The 22,419-nt window shown below is 64.1% G+C and carries 19 protein-coding genes and 1 riboswitch; of the genes, 10 read left to right on the top strand and 9 right to left on the bottom strand.

Translation table 11 applies throughout. The features are described 5' to 3' along the window. Positions 1-29 precede the first annotated feature (29 nt). The 3 genes from AB4097_RS16350 (at position 30) to chrA (ending at position 3,178) form a co-directional block, all read left to right on the top strand. Positions 30-818 (top strand): LOG family protein, encoded by a 789-nt coding sequence (locus AB4097_RS16350; protein ID WP_442041417.1) that lies wholly within the window; start codon positions 30-32, stop codon positions 816-818. Positions 819-951: 133 nt separating this feature from the next. Next, entirely contained in the window at positions 952-1,776 is an 825-nt protein-coding gene (locus AB4097_RS16345) for a chromate resistance protein ChrB domain-containing protein (RefSeq protein WP_442041415.1), read from the top strand. A gap of 4 nt (positions 1,777-1,780) precedes the next feature. Then, entirely contained in the window at positions 1,781-3,178 is a 1,398-nt protein-coding gene (chrA, locus tag AB4097_RS16340) for a chromate efflux transporter (protein ID WP_442041413.1), read from the top strand. Between the two features lie 47 nt (positions 3,179-3,225). Here the strand turns inward: chrA and AB4097_RS16335 are convergent, their stop codons facing one another. The 5 genes from AB4097_RS16335 to AB4097_RS16315 all read right to left on the bottom strand — a co-directional run bounded on the left by AB4097_RS16335 (position 3,226) and on the right by AB4097_RS16315 (position 9,509). Next, entirely contained in the window at positions 3,226-4,005 is a 780-nt protein-coding gene (locus AB4097_RS16335) for an SDR family oxidoreductase (RefSeq protein WP_442041411.1), read from the bottom strand. Positions 4,006-4,026: 21 nt separating this feature from the next. Continuing rightward, a complete protein-coding gene (locus tag AB4097_RS16330) occupies positions 4,027-4,950 on the bottom strand; it encodes a dihydrodipicolinate synthase family protein (RefSeq protein ID WP_442041409.1) in 924 nt (307 codons plus the stop codon). A gap of 89 nt (positions 4,951-5,039) precedes the next feature. Further along, positions 5,040-5,213, bottom strand: coding sequence for a hypothetical protein (locus tag AB4097_RS16325; protein ID WP_009493188.1), 174 nt, complete (start codon positions 5,211-5,213; stop codon positions 5,040-5,042). A 107-nt stretch (positions 5,214-5,320) separates the two neighbouring features. Next, a complete protein-coding gene (ppc, locus tag AB4097_RS16320; RefSeq protein WP_442041407.1) occupies positions 5,321-8,107 on the bottom strand; it encodes a phosphoenolpyruvate carboxylase in 2,787 nt (928 codons plus the stop codon). Positions 8,108-8,198: 91 nt separating this feature from the next. Further along, complete coding sequence (locus AB4097_RS16315; RefSeq protein ID WP_442041405.1) at positions 8,199-9,509, bottom strand: Hsp70 family protein; 1,311 nt, start codon at positions 9,507-9,509, stop codon at positions 8,199-8,201. Between the two features lie 182 nt (positions 9,510-9,691). Between AB4097_RS16315 and AB4097_RS16310 the strand changes: the two genes are divergently transcribed. The 4 genes from AB4097_RS16310 (at position 9,692) to AB4097_RS16295 (ending at position 15,640) form a co-directional block, all read left to right on the top strand. Further along, complete coding sequence (locus AB4097_RS16310) at positions 9,692-12,037, top strand: Tex family protein (protein WP_442041403.1); 2,346 nt, start codon at positions 9,692-9,694, stop codon at positions 12,035-12,037. 152 nt (positions 12,038-12,189) lie between these two features. After that, a riboswitch (TPP riboswitch) is annotated at positions 12,190-12,295 on the top strand. A gap of 68 nt (positions 12,296-12,363) precedes the next feature. Beyond that, a complete protein-coding gene (thiB, locus tag AB4097_RS16305; protein WP_442041401.1) occupies positions 12,364-13,368 on the top strand; it encodes a thiamine ABC transporter substrate binding subunit in 1,005 nt (334 codons plus the stop codon). 9 nt (positions 13,369-13,377) lie between these two features. Then, a complete protein-coding gene (locus AB4097_RS16300) occupies positions 13,378-14,952 on the top strand; it encodes an ABC transporter permease subunit (protein WP_442041399.1) in 1,575 nt (524 codons plus the stop codon). Next, positions 14,939-15,640, top strand: coding sequence for a thiamine ABC transporter ATP-binding protein (locus AB4097_RS16295; protein ID WP_442041397.1), 702 nt, complete (start codon positions 14,939-14,941; stop codon positions 15,638-15,640). The genes AB4097_RS16300 and AB4097_RS16295 overlap by 14 nt, the downstream gene beginning before the upstream one ends. A gap of 115 nt (positions 15,641-15,755) precedes the next feature. Here the strand turns inward: AB4097_RS16295 and AB4097_RS16290 are convergent, their stop codons facing one another. The 4 genes from AB4097_RS16290 to AB4097_RS16275 all read right to left on the bottom strand — a co-directional run bounded on the left by AB4097_RS16290 (position 15,756) and on the right by AB4097_RS16275 (position 20,054). Next, complete coding sequence (locus AB4097_RS16290; protein ID WP_442041395.1) at positions 15,756-16,847, bottom strand: ABC transporter ATP-binding protein; 1,092 nt, start codon at positions 16,845-16,847, stop codon at positions 15,756-15,758. Between the two features lie 25 nt (positions 16,848-16,872). Next, entirely contained in the window at positions 16,873-17,721 is an 849-nt protein-coding gene (locus tag AB4097_RS16285; protein ID WP_442041393.1) for a carbohydrate ABC transporter permease, read from the bottom strand. A gap of 7 nt (positions 17,722-17,728) precedes the next feature. Next, positions 17,729-18,691 carry a carbohydrate ABC transporter permease gene (locus tag AB4097_RS16280; RefSeq protein ID WP_442041390.1) on the bottom strand — a complete coding sequence of 321 codons (963 nt, stop codon included), beginning with the start codon at positions 18,689-18,691 and terminating at the stop codon, positions 17,729-17,731. Between the two features lie 73 nt (positions 18,692-18,764). Next, positions 18,765-20,054 carry an ABC transporter substrate-binding protein gene (locus AB4097_RS16275; protein ID WP_442041388.1) on the bottom strand — a complete coding sequence of 430 codons (1,290 nt, stop codon included), beginning with the start codon at positions 20,052-20,054 and terminating at the stop codon, positions 18,765-18,767. Between the two features lie 365 nt (positions 20,055-20,419). On the opposite strand from AB4097_RS16275, the gene AB4097_RS16270 reads away from it, so the two are divergent. The 3 genes from AB4097_RS16270 to AB4097_RS16260 form a co-directional block, all read left to right on the top strand. After that, complete coding sequence (locus AB4097_RS16270; RefSeq protein WP_442041386.1) at positions 20,420-21,301, top strand: BadF/BadG/BcrA/BcrD ATPase family protein; 882 nt, start codon at positions 20,420-20,422, stop codon at positions 21,299-21,301. Next, positions 21,298-22,083: a GntR family transcriptional regulator gene (locus tag AB4097_RS16265; protein ID WP_442041384.1), complete on the top strand. Its 786-nt coding sequence runs from the start codon at positions 21,298-21,300 to the stop codon at positions 22,081-22,083. Before AB4097_RS16270 ends, AB4097_RS16265 begins: the two co-directional genes overlap by 4 nt. 16 nt (positions 22,084-22,099) lie before the next feature. Further along, positions 22,100-22,419 (top strand): SIS domain-containing protein (locus tag AB4097_RS16260; protein WP_442041382.1); only part of this gene is annotated, 320 nt, incomplete at its 3' end.

The raw sequence follows: 22,419 nt of genomic DNA, 5'->3' as shown, positions 1-22,419 counted from the left end.
TGCAGATCCTTGAGTCAGGAGCTCCCTTCATGAACGACACCAAGCCTTCGAACGCGGCCAATATCGCTTCGCCCTCCTACCGGCTGGCCGCGATGGATCAGGATTTCCTCCTGGGCGATTCGATGCGGGGCGTCCGGTTCATGCTGGAATATGCCAAGGCAGAGGAGAATCTGCGGATCTGGGGCGTGCGTTCGACCATCGTCATTTTCGGCAGCGCCCGGGTGCTGGAAAACGGCCCCGGGAAGCATCCGTTCTGGTACAGGGAGGCTCGCGCCTTCGGGGCCCTTGCATCGCAGCGCGGCGGTGCCCTGACCGACAACGGCGGCAAGCGGGACAACGTGATCGCCACCGGCGGCGGGCCGGGGATCATGGAGGCGGCCAACAGGGGGGCATTCGATGTCGGCGCTCCCTCCATCGGCTTCAACATCACCCTGCCCCACGAGCAGGAGCCCAATGCTTATTCGACTCCGGACCTGACGTTCCGTTTCCACTACTTCGCCATGCGCAAGATGCATCTGGCGATGCGGGCCAATGCCTTGGTGGTGTTCCCCGGCGGATTCGGCACTCTGGATGAATTGTTCGAGTTCCTGACGCTGCGCCAGACCGGCAAGGCACCTCCCCTGCCGATCGTCCTCTTCGACCGGGCCTATTGGCAATCGGTCATCAAGTTCGATGCGCTGCTCGAACACGGGATGGTGAGCGAACATGATCGCAGGCTCGTGAACTTTGCCGAGACCGCCGAGGATGTATGGAAAACCCTCATCGACAACGGCCTCGTCGTACAGACGTTGGAACGGAAGCCCGATGAGGAATTCTGACGGGACTGTCGTATGCAGGCTGGTTGACAAACCCTTAGGAGGAGTATGAAATATCTTTCATGGGGATTGCGATCTCCCCACGAGGCGACATGCCCAAGCATCGCATCCGCAATAAAACTCAACGGATGCACCCATGTCGTCGTTCAACACTATCTCCCCTGAAAAACTTGCGCGCCTTATCGGCACGCCGAAATGCCCTCTCCTCATCGATGTGCGTACCGATGAGGACTTCGACGACGATCCTCGTCTGATACCCGGCTCCAAGCGCCGATCATTCGAAACCGTCGCCGATTGGTCTCCTGAGCTTGATGGCCCGTCTGCTGTCGTTATCTGTCAAAAAGGCCTGAAGCTCAGCCATGGGGTGGCCGCTTGGCTGCGCCATGCGGGATTGTCGGCAGATTCCCTGGAAGGTGGAACGCAGGCCTGGGCAGAGGCCGGTTTGCCCATGGTCCCGGCCGACCGGATTCCACCTCGTGATCGTGAAGGACGAACGGTCTGGGTCACCCGTTCGCGGCCCAAGATCGACCGGATCGCCTGCCCCTGGCTGATCCGCCGCTTCGTCGACCGCAATGCCGTCTTCCTGTTCGTCCCCACCTCGGAAGTTCAGGGAGTAGCGGAGCGGTTTTCAGCCACGCCTTTCGACATCGAAGGCGACGATGTTTTCTGGAGCCACCGTGGCGAGTTGTGCACCTTCGACGTCATGGTCGAGGAGTTTGGACTTGCGTCCGTGCCTCTGAACCGGCTCACCACCATCGTAAGAGGAGCGGACACAGCGCGGCTTGACCTTGCGCCCGAGGCCCCCGGCCTGCTCGCTGCTTCGTTGGGATTGTCCCGGATGTATGCGGATGATCTCGCACAGCTCGAAGCCGGGCTCCTGCTCTACGATGCATTCTATCGGTGGTCCCGCGATGCGACCGATGAAACGCATAATTGGCCATCGAAGAAGCCGGGGATCTGACGGAATGGATATCGCACGGAACCCAGACAAGCGCATCGCTCAAGTCGCGCCCAGCCACGGCGTCTCGTGGGGCGAGGCTTTTCGCGTCTGGCTGCGTGTCGCGGCCCTGAGCTTCGGCGGACCGGCCGGGCAGATCGCCGTGATGCACCGGATCCTGGTCGAGGAGAAGCGCTGGATTTCCGAAAGCCGCTTTCTCCATGCCCTCAATTACTGCATGCTGCTGCCGGGTCCCGAGGCGCAGCAGCTCGCCACCTATGTAGGCTGGCTCATGCACCGCACCCTCGGCGGCCTCATGGCGGGCGGATTGTTCATCCTGCCCGGCATCGTGGCCATCATGGGATTGAGCTGGATCTATGCTCTCTACGGCAAGGTCGGCATCGTCGCGGCGCTCTTCTTCGGCCTGAAGGCCGCCGTGCTCGCCATCGTGCTCGAAGCGGTGCTGAGAATCGGCAGGCGCGCCCTCAAGAACCGCATCCTGATCGGCCTCGCGGCGGCAGCCTTCGTGGCGATCTTCTTCCTCGGTGCGCCCTTTCCGCTGATCGTGTTCGCGGCTGGCCTAATCGGCTTTCTCTGCGGGCGAGCGGGTCTGCCTCAGTTCCAATCCGGCGGACGACCCGACAGTGGCTCAGGTGTCCATGGCGATCTCCTGGGCGAACATCTTCCTGCCCACGCACATCCGAACATTAAACGAAGTCTGCTTGTCGCGGCGACGTGGCTGACGCTCTGGCTCTTTCCAGTCCTGATGCTCGTGCTGTTCCTCGGCAGGGGCGATGTCTTCAGTCAGGTTGCGGCCTTCTTTTCCAAGATGGCGATGGTCACGTTCGGCGGCGCCTACGCGGCCTTGGCCTATGTGGCGCAGCAGGCGGTGGACACCTTTGGTTGGCTGCGGCCCGGCGAGATGCTCGACGGTCTCGGCATGGCCGAGACCACGCCCGGGCCGTTGATCATGGTGCTGCAATTTGTGGGCTTCATGGCGGCCTTCCGGGACGCCGGCCCGCTCGATCCATTGCTTGCCGGCACCTTGGGCGGCCTTCTCACCACATGGGTGACCTTCGCGCCGTGCTTTCTCTGGATCTTCCTCGGCGCGCCCTACATCGAGACCTTGCGCGGCAACCGGGCTCTGAGCGGAGCGCTTTCGGCCATCACGGCCGCCGTGGTCGGCGTGATCCTGAACCTGGCGATCTGGTTCGGCATCCATACGATCTTCGGCGATGTCCGAGACGTGGCGTGGGGCCCGTTCCGTTTCGATGCGCCGGTATGGGACAGCGTCAGCCTTTGGGCGCTGCTGCTCTCGGGCGCCGCCATCCTGGCCATGTTCCGCTTCCACGTAGGGATGCTGCCCACGCTTGCCGCGACATCGGCGGCCGGAATCGCTCTCTATTGGGCGGGAATCATCGCTTGAAAGCATGAAGTGAGGCGGCTTTCCGCCTCACCTTGATATTGTCGGTATCAGGTCGTGGACGAGATCTGCCCGCCGTCGACGCGCAGGATTCCGCCCGTCATGAACGAGGCCTTCTCGCTTGCGAGGAAGACGGCGGCTGCCGCGAATTCCTCGATCTCGCCGTAGCGGCCTGCCGGAATGCCCGCGCGAGCGGCGGTGGCCACATCCTCGACGGAACGCCCGGTGCGCTCCGCATTGGCGGCATCGAGTTGCTTCAGACGATCGGTGGCGATGCGGCCCGGCGCGATGGCGTTCACGGTGACGCCCGAGGACGCCACTTCACTCGCCAGCGTCTTGCCCCAGCCCACGAGCGCAGGCCGGATGGCATTCGAGATGGCGAGATTCGGGATCGGCTGGATCACCCCCGAGGAGATCACCGAGATGATGCGGCCAAACTTGCGCTCGATCATGCCGGGAAGAAGCTGATCGGCGATCCGCACGAGATTGACGAACATGGCATCGAACGACTGACGCCACTGGTCGGACGATACGCCCTGCGCCTTCCCTGGCGGCGGGCCTCCGCTGTTGAGCACGAGAATGTCCACGCCGCCAAGAGCCGCCGTCACATCCTTCACCAGCGCATCGACCTGATCGACCTTGCCGGTGTCGCAGATGAAGGGAAGGACATCCTTGCCGATCTTGTCAGCCGCAGCTTTCGATCCCTCCATCGTGCGGCTGGCGATGGCGACACGCGCGCCCTCCTGCGCCAACCCTTGAGCGATGCCGAAGCCCAGGCCCTTGCTCGCGCCGAGAACGAGCGCGCGCTTTCCGTTCAATCCTGTTTCCATTCGTAGAACTCCCTTTACAGATTACGGACGCTCGATGCGCTCCATCAGCCATTCGATCTCGGCAATGGTCTCCGGGCTCAGCTTCGGCCCGGGCTTGCGCAGCGTGTCCGACGCGATGATGCCGCGCCGCTTCAGCACGTATTTGCGCACGGCAAGCCCCACGCCGGGCTGCGTCTCGTAGCGCACCAGCGGCAGGTGGCGGTCGAAGAGATCGTGAGCTTCCTTCCGCTTGCCCTGATTGACGAGATCGACCACGCCGACCAGCATTTCGGGATAGGCATAGCCCGTCATGGCGCCGTCCGCGCCGCGCTCCATCTCGAAGGGGAGGAACATGCCGCCGTTGCCGCAGAGAATGGACACGCGGCGTACCTGGCCGGCATCGCTGGCGCGGCGCAAAGTCGTGATCTTGTCGAGACCCGGCCAGTCCTCGTGCTTGAGCATCACGCAGGAGGGGCTCTGCTCGATGATCCGCATGATCACCTTGGGCGTCATGACCACATTGGTCGTGAGCGGATAATCCTGGATCACCCACGGCATGTCCGCGCCGATCGCTTCCACCGCATCGGCATAATAAGAGACGATCTGATCGTCGGTCTTGAGCGTCGAGGGCGGGGCAATCATGACGCCGGCGGCGCCCGCATCCATCACCTTGGCGGACAGCCCCGACATGGCGGCGAAGCCCGCGGCCGAGACACCGACGATGACGGGAACCCGTCCGGCCACCGTAGCGATAACCTGACGGGCGAAGGCAAGAGCCTCGTCCGCCGCCAGCTTGGGCGCTTCGCCCATAATGCCGAGGATCGTCAGTCCGGTGGCGCCGGCTTTCAGATAGGCCTCGACCATCCGGTCGGTCGAGGCGACGTCCACACGCCCATCGCTCTCGAAGGGCGTGGGACAGATGACATAGACGCCGGCGGCAGAACTCGTGAGCAAGGCTTCCTCCATGGCAGGATAGGGCAGGAGAGATCAGGGTCCCTCCATACACCCGCTTTCCGCCCGGTGCACTACCTTAGCTGCAGCCGGCCCTCATACCTTTAGCGGTGGCCGGAACCGCCCTTCTTGCCGCCGCCGTCCTGCTTGTTGACGGTGGCCCAGGCACGACGCTCGGCTTCCTTCTCCGAGACGCCGCGGTTTTCATAGCCTTCTTCAATGTGCTCGGCCTTGCGCTTCTGCTTGTCCGTGTAGGCGGACTTGTCACCACGAGACATGGTTCTCTCCTTTTCAGTCGGCATCGCAGAGAGGCGCCCGAGAGCGCCTACCCTCTCGGCGTTAACCGAATCAGAGAAGCCAAGTTCCGCAATTCTGTTGCGGGCATTTAGCCGCTGTTGCGCAGGCCCGCCGCGATGCCGTTGATGGACAGGTGAATTCCCTGCACGACCTGGTCGTCCGCATCACCCGAACGGTGACGCTTCAGCAATTCGATCTGCAGGTGGTTCAGCGGGTCGAGATACGGAAAGCGGTTGCGGATCGAGCGGGCGAGAAGCGGATTGCCGTCGAGGAGGGATTGCTGCTGCATGATCGCGAGCAGCTGCTTGATCGAAGCTTCCCATTCGTGGCGCAGGCGTGGGAAGATGGCCTCGCGCAGGCTCTCGTCCTCAACGAGCTTCGCATAGCGCGACGCGATGGCGATGTTGCTCTTCGCAAGCACCATGTCCATGTTCGACAGAAGTGCCCGAAAGAAGGGCCACTCGCGGTACATTTCCTGCAGCAGGGCCAAGCCGGTATCGGGATGCTTTTCGAGCCACTCGTTGACCGCGGAGCCGAAGCCGTACCAGCCCGGCAGCATGAGGCGGCACTGCGCCCATCCGAACACCCAGGGGATGGCGCGCAGGTCCTCGATGCGCCGCGAATTGGTGCGCGACGCGGGCCGGCTGCCGATGTTCAGGTTGGCGATCTCGCCGATCACCGTCGATTCCCAGAAATAACGCTCGAAACCTTCGGTCTCATAGACGAGCGCCCGATAGGCCTTGAAGGCGCTGTTCGAGAGTTCTTCCATGGCCTTCAGGTATTCCTCGCGCGGCGCCGATTGGCCCGAATGCAGCAACGAGGCCTCAAGAGTGGCGGCAGCCAGGATTTCGAGATTGCGTCGCCCCAGGTCCGGATTGGAGTACTTGCCCGCGATCACCTCACCCTGTTCCGTGATGCGGATGGCGCCCTGCACGGCCCCGCCCGGCTGCGCGAGGATCGCCTGATAGCTCGGCCCGCCGCCACGGCCCACGGACCCGCCTCGACCGTGGAAGAGGCGGAGAGCCACGCCATGGCGCCTGAACACCTCGATCAGCTCGATCTCCGCCTTGTAGAGCTCCCAGCCCGACGTGAGGAAGCCACCGTCCTTGTTGCTGTCGGAATAGCCGAGCATCACCTCCTGTGCCTGGCCGCGGCTGCGCAACAGGCGCATGTAATCGGGCAGCGCGAAGAGCGCATTCATCACGCCGCTGCAATGCCGCAGATCCGCGATGGTCTCGAAGAGCGGGATGATGTTCACATCCATCTCGCCGTCACGCGGACGCAACAGACCCGCCTCCTTGAGGAGAAGAGCAACTTCGAGGATGTCCGACGGATCGCTCGCCTTGGAGATGACGTAGTTCGGCACGGCCGCGCGACCGTAGCGACGGTGCGCTTCCGCGGCTTCGTGAACGATGGCGAGTTCGGACGAAGTTTCAGCCGAGTAGTCGAGATAAGGTGATGTCAGCAGGCGCGGTGTCGCGAGTTCTTCCAGGAGCAGGGCGACACGCTTGTCCTCCGGCAACCCCTCGTAGTCGGTCCCGGGAACCGCCTTCTCGAAGAGTTCCGCGACCACGCGCTGATGAACGTCGGAGTTCTGGCGCATGTCGAGGCTTGCCAGATGGAAGCCGAACACGTCGACCGCGCGACGCAGTTTGCGCAGGCGTCCCCGCGAGAGGGAGCCCGATCCGTTCGACCGCAAAGAGCGGTGCAAGATCGACAGATCGCCTTCGAACGCCTCGACACTATCATAGGCGGGCGCGTCGCCCACCGCATGACGCGCCACGTCGCCGTGCCCCAGTCGCGCGGCGGTTGCCGCAAGGCGCGCATAGATGCCCGAGATCGCCCGGCGATAGGGCTCGTCCTGACGATGAGGAGAAGGATCGGGCGAGGCCTTGGCGAGTTCGTGAACTTCATCGGAGACGTTTACATAGCGCCCGTCGAGCGACAGCTCGGCACCCAGGCAATGAAGCTCTTCCAGATAGAATCCGAGCGCATGCTTGCTTTGCAGCAGCAGGGCCTGACGCAGAGCATCCGCCGTCACGAAGGGGTTGCCGTCGCGGTCGCCGCCGATCCAGCTCCCCATTCTCAAGAAGGAGGGAAGTTCCGTATTTTCCCAGACGGGATCCATGGCAGAAAGCTGGTCCTCGAGCGCCGCATAGACGCGGGGCAGCTCCTTGAAGAACGTGTAGTCGTAATAGGAAAGACCGTTGTTGACCTCGTCGATCACCTTGAGCCTGTTCCGGCGCAGGATGCTCGTCTGCCAGAGGGTGAGGATGGCGCGGCGCAGGCCGTCTTGGCAGGCTGCCTCCTCGTCCGGAGTCATCTGCTGCCGGTCGCGCTGTGCCAGGATCTGGGAGATCTCCATCTCCCTGTCGATGGTGCTCTTGCGGCGCACCTCCGTCGGATGCGCCGTCAGGACCGGACAGACGAGAGCGGAGCCGAAGAAGGCCTGCAGCGCGTTGTGACTGATGCCCGCCTCCCGAATGAGCTTGAGGGCCCGCGCCAATGTTCCCTCGCGCGGTGCCGTCGCCTCCAGGGTATGAGCGCCCGCCATTGCATGGGCGCGGGAGCGGCGGACATGGTGCTGGTCCTCGGCAATGTTCGCCAGATGCGAGAAATAGCTGTAGGCCCGGATGATCTGGTTGGTGCGCCCGCGCGACAGGCTGTTCAGGATCGTCTCAAGCTCGCGGCGGGCGACTTCATCCTCGTCGCGATGGAAGCGAATCGAGGTCTGGCGGATGCGCTCCACGATCTCGAAGGCCGCCTCGCCCTCCTGTTCACGGATCGTGTCGCCGAGAATGCGTCCCAGAAGCCGGATGTCGTCGCGAAGGGGAAAATCCTTCTCGGGGGTGACGTCGGGATTGATCAGGGACATGGGAGGGCTCCCGCTTCATGTGCATATGTTGCACTGCGAAATAAAACCCTTTGTTACCTCGCGGCAAGCGTAATTTTATTTTAATTCCAACTCAGTTTGCGACAGCCCAGCGCTCCGGCGCCTCCGACTGCCCAATGAGCGCCAGCCCATAAGCAATGGACTCGAACTGGTCGGCAGAGGTCAGCCGCGTCTCGCCGAATCGATCGACGAACAGGCGGCGGATGGCCGGGACGAAGGACGTGCCTCCCGTAAGGAAGACCCGCTCGATGTCCCCCGGCCTCACACCGGCTTTGACAAGCGCCTCGTCGACCGTTTGAGCGATCCGGTCGACATCCTCGGCGATCCAGTTCTCGAAATCGGCGCGGGAGATCTTCGCCTGAATGTCGACACCCTCGCCCTGAAAGCGGAAATCCGTCTCCACATGATTGGAGAGCGCCACCTTGGCCGACGATACGGCCCGGTAGAGGGCAAATCCTAGGTCGTATTCGATGATATCGATGAATTTCTCCAACGGCTCCGGCTCGAGAGCGACACGGGCGAGTTCGCGCAGCTCCTTCAAGTCGCCGCTGCCCTTCATCATGGCGAGCTGGTTCCAGCGGGCGAAGTTGGCGTAGTAGTGATTGGGAATCGACAGGATCTTGTCCATGGAGCGATAAAGACCGCCCTTTCCGAGACGCGGCGACACGACCTTGTCGACGATGCGGTAATCGAAGGCATCGCCCGCAAGGCCGATACCGGCATGCCCCAACGGCTCGGCGCGCAGCACGCCGCCAACTTTCGAGAACCGCATGACCGAAAAGTCGCTGGTGCCGCCGCCGAAATCCGCCACGAGCACGGTGGCGTCGTGATCGAGCTGGCGTGCATAGAAGAAGGCGGCGCCGACCGGCTCATAGACATAACGGGCCTGCTCGGCCCCGAGCCGTCCGAAGGCGGTCCGGTAGCGCCGCATGGCGAGATCGTCGTCCGGATTGTAGCCCGCGAACTGGACCGGCCGGCCGATGACGACATTGCCGGCACCCCAATCCAGCCGGGAGCCGCCATGATGCGCGAGCGTGCGCAGGAAGGCGCTCAACAGGTCCTCGAAAGCATAGCGCTCCCGGAAGATGCGGGTTTCCTTGAAGGAGGCGCTGGCCGCAAAGGTCTTGAAGGACTGGATGAAACGGTGGGCATGGAGCCCTTCCAGGAACTGATCGATGGCCCAGGGCCCGCCCTCGACCTCCGTGCGCAGACCGTTGCCGTGCCGTTCGTCCCAGAAGCAGAGCGCCGTCACATAGACCTTGAGGCGCTCTCCCCCGTGCTCGAAGGTCAGCGCCTCCACATTCCCTTCCGGATCCGCGACGGCCACGACCGTGTTGCTGGTTCCGAAATCGATGCCGATGGAAAAATCAGGGGACACAGGCATGGGGACCTCGGAGGACGGCTTGAAGGGCCGGACGGTCTATACGCCAAGGCCGGACAAGCCAAGGGGAAATGTCAAACACCTCATTCCCCAACGGCACTGCGACCCCGGGGCTGTGGACGGCCCGTTGACCGGCGGGCGCCCCACCCGTAGAAGCCGCGCCTTATGCTTCTTCGGAGACTTTCATGCTATCCATCGGTCAGCGTATCGCGAACGAACTGAATGTTCAGGAATGGCAGGTCAAGGCAGCCGTCGACCTGCTCGACGGCGGTTCCACCGTTCCCTTCATCGCGCGCTACCGCAAGGAAGTCACCGGCACCCTGGACGATGCCCAGCTGCGCAGCCTGGAGGAGCGCTTGCGCTACCTGCGCGAGATGGAGGACCGCCGCAAGACGATCCTCGACAGCATCCGCGAGCAGGGCAAGCTTAACGACGAGCTGGCGCTCCAGATCAACAATGCCGACACCAAGGCACGCCTCGAAGACCTCTACCTGCCCTACAAGCCCAAGCGACGCACGAAGGCGCAGATCGCCAAGGAGGCCGGCTTAGAGCCCCTGGCCGATCTTCTCCTGAGTGAACCCGCCCGCGAGCCGAAGGAAGCGGCAGCCGCTTTCGTCAATGCCGAGAAGGAGGTCGCCACGCCCGAGGCGGCCCTGGAGGGCGCTCGTTCGATCCTTGTCGAGCGCTTCTCGGAAAACGCCGAGCTGCTGGGCTCCTTGCGCGACATCTACTGGGAGCGCGGCAGCCTCACCTCCAAGGTCCGCGACGGCAAGCAGACGGACGGGGCGAAATTCTCCGATTACTTCGACTTTGCCGAGCCGCTGACGAAGCTCCCATCCCACCGCATCCTAGCGCTGTTTCGCGGTGAGAAGGAAGAGATCCTCGATCTGCGCATGGAGGAGGACAAGGATGCTGCCGAGCCCGGCTATGTCAGCCGCTACGAGGGCCGCACCGCGCTCGCCTTCGGCATCGTCGACCAGGGCCGTCCGGGGGACAAGTGGCTCCTGGAGACGGTGCGCTGGGCCTGGCGGACGAAGCTCCGGTTCTCCATCGAGCTCGACATGAAGATGAAGCTCTGGCAGCTCGCGGAAGACGAGGCCGTGAAAGTGTTCGCCGGCAACCTGCGCGACCTGCTGCTCGCGGCTCCCGCCGGCGCGCGCCCGACGCTCGGCCTCGATCCGGGCTTCCGCACCGGCGTGAAGGTGGCCGTGGTGGATGCGACCGGAAAGGTCGTGGCAACCGATACCATCTACCCGCACGAGCCGAAGCGCCAATGGGACGAATCCATCGCGACGCTGGCGCGGCTCTGCCGCGTGCATAAGGTCGAGCTCGTCGCCATCGGCAACGGCACCGCCTCGCGCGAAACCGACAAGCTCGCGGCCGAACTGGTGTCGAAGCACCCGGACCTGAAGCTCACCAAGATCATGGTCTCGGAGGCGGGCGCCTCCGTGTACTCCGCATCGGCCTTTGCCAGCCAGGAGCTGCCGGACCTCGACGTGTCCCTGCGCGGCGCCGTCTCCATCGCGCGCCGCCTGCAGGATCCGCTGGCGGAACTCGTGAAGATCGATCCGAAATCCATCGGCGTCGGGCAGTACCAGCACGATCTCGCGGAATACAAGCTGTCCCGCTCCCTCGATGCAGTGGTGGAGGATTGCGTGAACGCCGTCGGCGTCGATCTCAACACTGCCTCCGCGCCGCTCCTGTCCCGCGTGTCGGGTCTCGGCGAGTGGGTGGCGAAGAACATCGTCGAGCACCGCGATGCCAATGGCCCGTTCAAGACCCGCAAGGCGCTGACCAAAGTCTCTGGCCTCGGCCCCAAAACCTTCGAACTGGCGGCGGGCTTCCTGCGCATCCCGAATGGCGACGATCCCCTCGACGCCTCCGGGGTCCATCCGGAAGCCTATCCGGTCGTGCGCCGCATTCTCGAAGCCACCAAGAGCGACATCAAGGTCGTGATCGGCAACGGGGCCGTCCTGAAGAAGCTCAACCCGCAGGCTTTCACGGACGAGAAGTTCGGCGTGCCGACTGTGAAGGACATCCTGAGCGAGCTGGAGAAGCCCGGTCGCGACCCGCGCCCCGAATTCAAGACCGCCACCTTCATGGAAGGCGTCGAGAAGATCAGTGACCTGAGGCCCGGCATGGTGCTGGAAGGCGTTGTCACGAACGTCGCCGCCTTCGGGGCCTTCGTCGACGTGGGCGTGCATCAGGACGGGCTGGTGCATATTTCGGCGCTGGCCGACACCTTCGTGAAGGACCCGCGCACCGTCGTGAAGCCGGGCGACATCGTGAAGGTGAAGGTGCTCGAGGTCGACGTTCCACGGAAGCGCATCTCGCTGTCCATGCGCATGAGCGATCCGGCCGAGAAGCGGCCTCAGGGCCGCCAGGACGATAACCGGGCCGCGTTCCAGAAGCACCGCTCCCAGACCGAGCGGAAGCCTGCCCCGCAGGCTCAAACCTCCGGCGGCGCGCTGGCCGATGCCCTGCGCCGGGCGGCCATGACAGGCGGCAAGGACAAGGGCAGCCGTAAGTAGGGAGCGGCTTGTAGCCGCCCCTGAACTGCCAAGCGCATCGTGCGAAAAAGTGGTCCCGGTTTTGCGCGCTTAACGATGCGCTCTTCAAAAAGTGGAGCATCGGATGGGTCCCAAAAGTGGCTTCCACTTTTGGGTCCGATGCTCTAGAAGCAAGGCGTCTCACGGGGAGCCCATCCGGGGCTGAGAGGTGGCAAGGCCGCCGACCCGTCGAACCTGATCCGGGTCATGCCGGCGGAGGGAATGAGCATGCGACTTCGCCAGAAAAGCCATGCCCCGTGCAATCCGCGCCGCCGGTCCGGCCTGCCTCATGCATGGGAGCGCCCCTGATGTTACGCCGATTGCTTCTCACCCTCGCGACCCTTGGACTTGCCACAGGCCTTGCCCAGGCCCAGACCAAGCCGACGCTGACTGTCTACACCTACAGCTCGTTCGCCGGGAAATACGGCCCCGGCAAGACCGTCAAGGAGCGCTTCGAGGCGACCTGCGGCTGCGAACTCAACTGGGTCACGGCCGAGGACGCCGGCAGCCTGCTCGGGCGGCTGCGGCTTGAGGGCGAGAACACCAAGGCCGACGTGGTGGTCGGCCTCGACATGAATCTCATGGCGGAGGCCAAGTCTCTCAACCTCTTTGCCCCTCACGGGGTGGATGATAGAAGTTTGACACTTCCTATCACATGGACTGACAGCACCTTCATTCCATTCGACTGGGGCTATTACGCCTTCGTGTACGATGCCAACAAGCTCGCCAATCCGCCCAGGAGCCTGAAGGAGCTGGTCGACAATCCCAACGGCCCGAAAGTGGTCCTGCAGGATCCCCGCACCAGTGCTCCGGGCCTCGGGCTCCTGCTCTGGATGCAGAAGCTCTATGGCGATGAGGCCGGCGAGGCCTGGGGCAAGCTCAAGCCACGGATCGTCACCTTCACCAAGGGCTGGTCGGAGGCCTATGGCCTGTTCCTGAAGGGCGAGGCCGACATGGTGATGTCCTACACCACGTCGCCGGCCTATCACGTCGTCGCGGAGAAGAAGGACAACTACAAGGCTGCCGCCTTCTCGGAAGGGCATTATCTTCACGTGGAACTGGCCGGCATGACCCGGACGACGAAGCAGCCGGACCTCGCCAAGCAGTTCATGGCCTTCATCCTCAGCGAGCCGTTCCAGTCGGCCATGCCCGAGGGCAACTGGATGATGCCGGCGAAGACTCCCGCTGCCGGCCTTCCCGACGCCTTCAGGAACCTCGTGCAGCCGGACAAGGCGCTTCTCTTCACCCCCGAGGAGGTGCAGCAGAACCGCCGCGCCTTCACAGATGCCTGGCTCAACGCCACAGCGCGCTGATCGCCGCCCATGGTCCTGAAGCTGCCCCATCCCGGAACCCTGGTGGCCTTCGCCATCGTGAGTCTGGTCGCGGGCGGGTTCATCGCTCTTGCCACCGTCGATGGAGGGACGCCCGCGCTTCTCTCCATCGGCCCCTATCTCGGGCGCGTTCTCGCCTTCTCCATCGCTCAGGCCCTGCTCTCGACCGCCCTGTCCCTCGTTCTCGGGATCGGCCTGGCGCTCGCGCTCGCCCGCCGCCGGTTTCCGGGGCGCGATCTCGTGCTGGCGACGTTGAGCACCACGATGGTGCTGCCGACCATCGTGGCCGTGTTCGCGGTCTTTGCCGTCTATGGCCGCAGCGGATGGATTGCCGACATGCTGGCCTTCTTCGGACACAGCAGCAGCTTCAGCATCTTCGGTTATCCTGGCATCCTGATCGCGCACGTGTTCCTGAACGGTCCCTTCGTGGCGCGGATTACCCTCGACGGGTTGAACCAGGTCCCGGCCGAGCACTGGCGCCTTGCGGGCGCTTTGGGCTTCACGCCCGCCCAAATCTTCCGCCATCTCGACTGGCCGGTGCTGCGGGCGGAACTGCCCGGCATCGCGGGCCTGATCTTCCTGATGTGCTTCAAGAGCTTCGCCATCGTGCTGGCGCTCGGCGGAGGACCGAGCCGTTCGACGCTCGAAGTGGCGATCTACGAGGCGCTCAAGATCGATCTCGATTTCGGCCGCGTCGCCTGGCTAGCCCTGATCCAGTTGGCGATCTGCCTGTCGATGACGGGTCTGCTCCACTGGGCCTTCACGCGCCCTCCCGTCGGCCACACGATCCGCAGCCTCGTTCGTCGGCCCGATGCGAAGAACAGGCGCCTCAAGACCCTCGACGCCATCGTGCTCATCGTCAGCGCCCTGTTCATCGGGCCGCTCGCCTTCAGCGTCCTGACGGGCTTTCGAAGCCTTCTCGCCGTGATTGATGCCGATCTTCTCCGGGCCTTCCTCACGAGCCTGGCGATTGCGAGCGCGGCCGCCATCCTGGCCTGCCTCCTTGCTTATGCGCTCGCCTCCGCGGCGCGGCGGCGGCGCATCGTCCTGCGCTCGCCGCGCATGGCCGCCTTCTACGATATCCTGCCCGACGCGCTGCTCGCCGTTCCGCCCTTCGCCCTGACCGCCGGCCTGTTCCTGCTGATCCGGCGCTTCGGTGATCCCTCGACGGCGGGTTTCATCCTCTTGCCCCTCATCAACGGCCTCGCAGCCGTGCCCTTCGCCTATCGCTATGTGGCGCCCCATCTCCTCACCACGGAGGAGCGCTACGGCCGCGTCGCCGCGTCCCTCGGCCTCACCGGCTGGTCGAAGCTGACGATCATGGATTGGCCCGTCCTCAAGCGTCCGCTCGCGGCGGGCTTCGCGCTCGCCATGGCCCTGTCCTTCGGCGATTTCGGCATCATCGCCCTCTTCGGCGGTATGGAGCTGGTGACCCTGCCCTATCTCCTCTATGAGCGTCTCGGCGCCTACCGGCTCGACGAAGCGTCGAGCATTGGTCTCGTCATCGTGCTCTTCGCCGTTCTGCTCGCTCATGTGTCCGGTCGATTGTCCCATGCTGGTGATTGAGAACTGCCGTCTGACTTGGCCCGATTTTGTGGCCGATTACACGCTGACCGTACCGGCGGGACATCTCTGCGCCGTCATCGGCCCATCGGGGGGCGGCAAGACCACCCTGCTCCACATGATCGCCGGTTTTGAGGTCCCTGAGAGCGGCACCCTGACCTTCGACGGACAAAACCTTCTACCGCTCGAACCAGCCAAGCGCCCGGCGGCCATCGTGTTCCAGGACCACAACCTGTTTCCGCATTTGAGCGCGGCGCAGAACGTCGCCCTGGGCCTGCGCCCGTCCCTGCGATTGAGCGCGGACGAGAAGCGCCTCGTCAGCGAAATGCTGGACGCGGTCGGCCTCGACGGCTTCGAGGAGCGCAGGCCCGGCGAGATGTCGGGAGGCCAGCGCCAGCGCGTGGCGCTGGCGCGCGCACTCGTCTCTGGCCGCCCGCTCATCCTCCTCGACGAGCCCTTCAGCAGCCTCGATCCGACGCTGCGCCGCGACATGATCCTGCTCGTCGACGCGTTGCGGCGCAAGCGTCCTGTCACGATCCTCATGACGATCCACACGCCCGAGGACGTAGCCGACGTCGCCGACCAGATGGCCTTCGTGGCCGACGGGCGGGTCGTCGCGTCGGGCAAACCCGCCGACATTCTCACGAGCGCGCTCGCGCCCAGGATCGCGGCGGCCGTATCGGATTCGTGAGGCATGACACGCACCACGTCATGGCCGGGCTTGTTCCGGCCATCCCGATTCTCTGAAGCGCCGCACCTTTCCGATCGGGATCACCGGCACAAGGCCGGTGATGACGTGGGAGGTCTCACCCCCGCCCGGCGAGCACCGACAAGCCCGAGGCATCGAACACGTGCAGGGCTCGGCGCGGCACATGGGCCGTGTAGGAACCGCCGGGCGCCGCGTCGGTCTCGCCCGGCGCGCGCACGATCACGTCGTCACCGCTCGCGAGCTTCATGTAGACATAGCTCGACTCGCCGAGCTGCTCGACCGCGTCGATGGTGCCCCGCAACGAGGTCGTGTCGGCCCCACCCTCTTCCATGTGCTCGGGCCTGATCCCCACGGTGACATGGTCGCCGGCCGACAGGCTGCCTGACTTCGCGGGCACGAGTGCTTCCGTGCCTGCAAAGCCGACGGTGGCGCCGGTGCCGTCGACGCGCAGAACCTGCCCCTTGATGAAGTTCATTTTGGGCGAGCCGATGAAGCCAGCGACGAACAGGTTGCGAGGATAGCGATAGAGCTCCAGCGGCGCGCCGACCTGCTCGATCCGGCCATGGTTCATCACCACGATCTTGGACGCGAGCGTCATGGCCTCGATCTGATCGTGGGTGACGTAGATCATCGTGGCGCCGAGATCCCGATGGAGCTTGGCGATCTCGAGACGCGTGTTGACGCGAAGCGCCGCATCGAGGTTCGACAGCGGCTCGTCGAAGAGAAAGACGCTCGGGTTTCGCACGATGGCCCGGCCGATGGCGACACGCTGGCGCTGACCGCCCGACAATTCGCGCGGCTTGCGATCGAGAAGCGGGGTGAGCTTCAGAATTTCCGCCGCCTGCCGCACGCGGCGGTCCACCTCAGCCTTGTCCGTCTTGGCGAATTTCAGCCCGAAGGCCATGTTCTTATAGACGTTCATATGCGGGTAGAGCGCATAGGACTGGAACACCATGGCGATCTTGCGATCCGCCGGCGGCAGCTCGTTCACACGTCGGCTGTCGATCCTGATCTCGCCGCCGCTCACCGTCTCGAGGCCCGCGATGATGCGCAGCAGCGTGGACTTGCCGCAGCCGGACGGCCCGACGAAGACGACGAATTCCCCGTCCTCGACGGAGAGATCGATGTCGCGCAGGATCTCCGTCGCGCCGAAGGACTTGGCCACACCATGCAGGGAAACATCAGCCATCGCGATCAATTCCAACCATGAACCGTCACTTCACCGCGCCGGCCGTGAGGCCGCGCACGAGATAACGCGAGAAGACGAGATAAAGGACGAGCACGGGAGCGATCGCCAAGGTCAGTGAGGCCAGCACGGCGTTCCAATCCGTCACGTACTGGCCGATGAATTGCTGGACGCCCAGGGTGATGGTCTGCTTGCCGTCGCCCGGCGCCAGGATCAGCGGGAACCAGAGATCGTTCCAGACCGGCACCATGGTGAACACGGCGACTGTCGCGACGGCCGGGCTGATGAGCGGCAGGATGATGCTGAAGAAGATCCGGTATTCGCTCACCCCGTCGCAGCGGGCCGCATCGCGCAGATCCTTCGGGATCTGCTGGATGAACTCGCCGAGAATGAGGATGGCGAGCGGCAATCCTTGCGCCACATAGACGAGGATGAGCGCGGTGAGCGTGTTGACGAGGTTCAGCTCCACCATCATGCGCAGGATGCTGACGCTGCCTAAGCGGATCGGCACCATGATGCCGATGGCGAGATAGAGGCTGAGCACGGTGTTGCCGGGAAATCTGTATTCCGTCAGCGCCCAGGCAGCCATGGCGCCGATGAGCACGATCAGCACGAGGGAGACCAGCGTCACCGTCAGGCTGTTGAAGAAATAGAGACCGAAATCCGCATTGGCGAAGACCCGGTCGAACCCGATGGTGGTAAAGGTCTGGCCGTTGGGCAGCCCGAGCGGATCGGCGAAGATCGCGCGCCGCGTCTTGAAGGCGTTGACCAGGATGAGCAGGATCGGGCCGAGCGCCAGGATCGTGTAGAGGATGAGCGCGATATGGACGGCAATGCGGCCGGGCCTGACGGTCGTTCCTCTAACGGTTGATGCCATGGCGCCCTCAGAACGTGTGCCGCTGCAGCCGCCGCTGCACGCCGAAAAGATAGATCAGCACGCCGATCAGGATGATGACGAGCATGGCGGTCGCCACCGCGGCCCCCATGGTCGGGCTGCCGACCTGGAGCTGGAAGCCGAAGAAAGTGCGATAGAAGAACGTGCCGAGAATATCGGTGGAGAAGTTCGGACCGGCGAGCGCGCCCTTGATCGCGTAGATCAAATCGAAGGCATTGAAATTGGCGACGAAAGTGAGGATCGACACGACGCCGAGCGTCGGCAGGATCAGGGGCAGGCGCACGAACCAGAACACGCTGAAAGGCCCTGCCCCGTCGACGGTGGCGGCATCGAGCAGGTCGTCGGGAATGTTCAGGAGCGCCGCATAGATCAGCATCATGGGAATTCCGACGAACTGCCAGACCGAAATCAGCGAAACGGTGAGCAGGGCCGTCGATTCCTGGCCGAGCCAAGGGCCGAACAGGCTCCCCAGGCCAACGGCCTTCAAGAGGCTCGGCGCGATGCCCCAGAGCGGATTGAGGATGAGCTGCCAGATGAAGCCGATGATGACCACGGACAGCATGGTCGGCAGGAAGATGAGCGTGCGGTAGACGCTTCCGCCGGTGAGGCGCGGCAGGCTGAGCAGCATGGCAAGACCCAAGCCGATGCCGTTCTGCACCACCATGTGGATCAGGAAGAAGATCAGGTTGTTGCGCAGCGCGTTCCAGAATTGGCCCGACCAGTTGGGATCAGCCAGAAGGGTCCGGAAGTTCTGCAGGCCCACGAAGCTGCGGATCCCGGCCTCGTCGCCCGCATAAAGGCTCAGGCGGATCGTGTCGATCAGGGGATAGATCGAGAACAGTGTGTAGATCGCAACCGCCGGAGCGAGGAAGACCGCGATGTGGACGGGAAAGCGCGAGCGGGCCCGCACCGCATCCGTCGACTGAACCTGTGAAGCCGTGAGATCCGTCATGCTGCTCCGGGCCGAAGGAGAAGGAAAGGCGGGCCGCCTTTGGGAAGCGGCCCGCCCTGTCGCGTGTCGGCGCTTACTTCTTGTGCGGCTCGTACCAGCTCGCGAGGCCGTCCTCGGCCTTCTTGGCGGCCTCTTCCGGCTTCATGGTGCCGTTCATCACCTGGGCGCTCACGTTCCAAAGCTCGTTCTCGAGGTTCGGCGTGCCGCGTGACAGGATCTGGTAGGAGTTGCGGATCGAGCTTTCGCAGGTTCCGCGCCAGCCGACGAACTTCGCCGCGACCGGGTCCTTCACGGTGACCTTGTCCTTGGAGAGCGGGAAGAAGCCCGGCAGCTCGTTGGCGTAGATGTCCGCGAACTCGGGAGACGCCACCCAGGACAGGAAGGTCTTGGCCGCGTCCATGTTCTTCGACTTGGCGTTGATGCCGATCGCGATGTCCGTGTGGTCGCTGATGTAGCACTTGTCGCCGTCCTTCACGACGGGCGGCGCGAAGGCGTCGAACTGGAAGTCGGCCTGCTTGCGGAAGATCGGCACGTCCCAGGAGCCGGCCGGATAGATGGCCGCGCGGCCGAGCGTGAACAGGTTCTGCGTGTCGGGATATTTCTGCGACTTGTAGCCGTCGCCCATGTAGGGAGCCCAGCTCGCCAGTTCCTTGAACACGTCCACGTAGGCCGGATCGGTGAACTTCTGCTTGCCCTCGATGAGCGCCTTGCGGCCCTCCTCGCCCTTCCAGTAGTTCACGCCGATATTCTGGAAGCCCATGGTGGCGGCTTCCCACTGATCGGCCGTGCCCATGGCAATCGGCGTATACTTGCCGTCGGCCTTGATCTTGTCGAGCACCGCGTGGAACTCGGCCACGGTCTTCGGCGGCGTGAGCTTCAGCTCGTCGAAGATCTCCTTGTTGAAGACGAAGCCGTGGATGACCGAGGCCATCGGCATGCAGAAGGTGGTCTTGCCGTCGTCCGTGGACCAGGCGCTCTTGGCCACGTCGGAAAAGTTCTCGATCCCTTTCACGTCGTTGACGGAAACCAGGTTGCCCTTCTTGAACAGATCCAGGGAGGCGTCGAACGGGCGACAGGTGATGAGATCGCCCGCCGTGCCGCCGGCGAGGCGCGCGTTGAGGGCGGCGTTGTACTCGGTCGGCGGATCGGCCTTGAACTGCACCTTGATGTCGGGGTGCTTCTTGTTGAAGGCCGGAATGATCTTGGTGTTCCAGACATCCGCGTCGTCGTTGCGCCAGCTCTCGATGGTGAGCGTCTGGGCCGACGCCGCATGGGCGAAAGCAAGGGCCGACGCGGCCACCGAGGCGCCCGCGAGCAGCCGTCCTGCACGGCGCAGGAAAGCTTTCGAGTGGAGTTTCTTCATCGTCTTCGTCCTCCGTGACCGAGAGGCGTTCCGGACGCCCCTGAATTAATGGCCCTCTGATTGTCCCGTGCCGGTTTTACTGCATTCTTGTGTTTTCCCACGGACCAGCCTGACTGTTCCACCGGAAAGCTCATTGGACAAGTGACCTCATATTGGTATCGGCAAAAATCAAAGACAACTCCTCTTTGCGGACATTGCTCATAATTTGCCGGCTCTCCATTTTGGCCGCGTTGCGCTCTTTACGGATGAGCACTGCCGGCAGCTGTGGACAACACGCCGGGATATTCCACGATGGCACCTCTTCCCGAACTGGACATTAAGTGGCATGGTGCCTGTCCGTAAGATCGACTGCGAGATCCGATTGCATGACCGACCTTCTGTTCCTTGGCATTGACGGCGGCGGCACCAAGTGCCGGGCCCGGCTGCGCGATGCGAAAGGAACGCTTTTGGGCGAGGGAACGGGCGGTCCGTCCAATATCCGCCTCGATCCCGAGCTGGTCTGGAACTCGCTCCTGACCGCCTGCCGCGAGGCGCTTTCGCCGGCGGGGCTCCAGGAGAGCGATCTCAAGCGCATTCACGCCGGCATGGGGGCGGCCGGCGCCGGGCAGACCAGCGCGGTCGAGCGTCTTCTGTCGCGCGGCCATCCCTTCGCCTCCTTCGAGATCGAGACGGATGCCCACACGGCCTGGCTCGGTGCCTTCAAGGGGGGCGACGGCGCCATCCTGATCGTCGGCACCGGCTCCTGCGGCTATGGCGGCACCAGCGGCCAGTGCCATTATGTCGGCGGCTGGGGCTACGAGATTTCCGATGAAGGCAGCGGCGCCGCCATCGGGCGCGAATTGCTGCGCCGCTGCATCTGGGCCCATGACGGCCGCATCGCCGCGACGCCGCTCTCCGAGGCGGTTTTGACAGAGTTCAACAACGACCTCGAAATCCTGATCGACTGGGTCGGCAAGGCGCGGCCAGCCGATTACGGACGCTATGCGCCGCTCGTCCTGCAGCATGCGGAACGGCGCGATCCGCTCGGCATCGCCATCATCGAGAATGCGGCCGCAGGCTTGAGCGCGATCGGCATGCGCCTGCTCGATCTCGGCGCGCCCGCGATCTGCCTCTTCGGCGGATTGTCGGAACCGCTCCGACCCTGGCTGTCGCCGCCCATCCAGCGAACCATCGCGGACCCCATGGCCGACGCGCTCGATGGCGCCATCCTGCTCGCCCGCACGGCTCTCCAGGAGCCTCGGCCATGAACGACCAATCGAGCGAGCCGCTCGCCTTCGTTCCCCTGGACGACGGCAACCCCACGCCGCTCTATCTCCAGCTTCAGCAATCCATCGAGGAGGCGGTCCGCAAGGGAGCGCTCAAAGCTGATGCGGCCCTTCCGGGCGAGCGGGATCTGGCCAAGCAGCTCGGCATCTCGCGCGTCACCGTGCGCAAGGCCATCACCGGGCTCGTGCAGAAGGGCGTGCTCGTCCAGCGCTGGGGCTCGGGCACCTTCATCGCGCCGCAGATGCGCCTCGAACAGCCCCTGTCCCGCCTGTCGAGCTTCACCGACGACATGTCGGCCCGCGGCCTGAACTCCTCGGCCGTGATGCTGAGCCGCTCGACCGGGCCAGCCTCCACGGACGAGCTGATGGCGCTCGGCCTCTCGCCGGGAGACCTCGTCAGCCGCGTCAACCGCCTGCGCCTCGCCAACGGCATTCCCATGGCGATCGAGAACGCGGTCATTCCCTCGAAGGTCTTGCCCGATCCCTCACTCGTCCGGCAATCGCTCTATGCGGTGCTGCACGAGCAGGGCTTCATGCCGACCCGCGCCCTGCAGCGTCTGCACGCGGTTCTCCTGAACGAGGAACAGGCCGAGCTGCTCGGCGTTGCGCCTCGGAGTCCCGCGCTCTACATCGAACGTCGCTCGTTCACCGCCGCGGGCGAAGTCGTCGAGTTCACCTCGTCCTATTACCGGGGCGACGCCTATGATTTCGTGGCCGAGCTGACCATCAGCCAGCCCGAACGGATGCACAACGATGATACCTGACACGAATGCTTCTTCCATGACGGCCATGCTTCGCGAGGCGTGTGAGGCGCCTGAGGTTGTGGCGCGGTTGCTTGCGCGCAACGCACCCCTGTGCCGCGATCTCGGGGCGCGCCTGCGCGCCGCCCCGCCGCCGTTTGCCGTCACCTGCGCGCGCGGCAGCTCGGACAACGCGGCGACCTTCGTCAAGTACCTGCTCGAAATCCAGTCCGGCCTCGTCACCGCCTCGGTCGGCCCCTCCGTCACCTCCGTCTACGACGCCCGCCCGCGCATGCGCGACGCCCTGTTCCTCGCCGTGTCGCAATCCGGCCGCAGCCCCGACATCCTCAACCTCGCCCG

The sequence above is a fragment of the Microvirga sp. 2MCAF35 genome (genome assembly GCF_052115545.1).
Lineage (GTDB): Bacteria > Pseudomonadota > Alphaproteobacteria > Rhizobiales > Beijerinckiaceae > Microvirga.
This window is presented reverse-complemented; position numbering and strand designations above follow the sequence as displayed.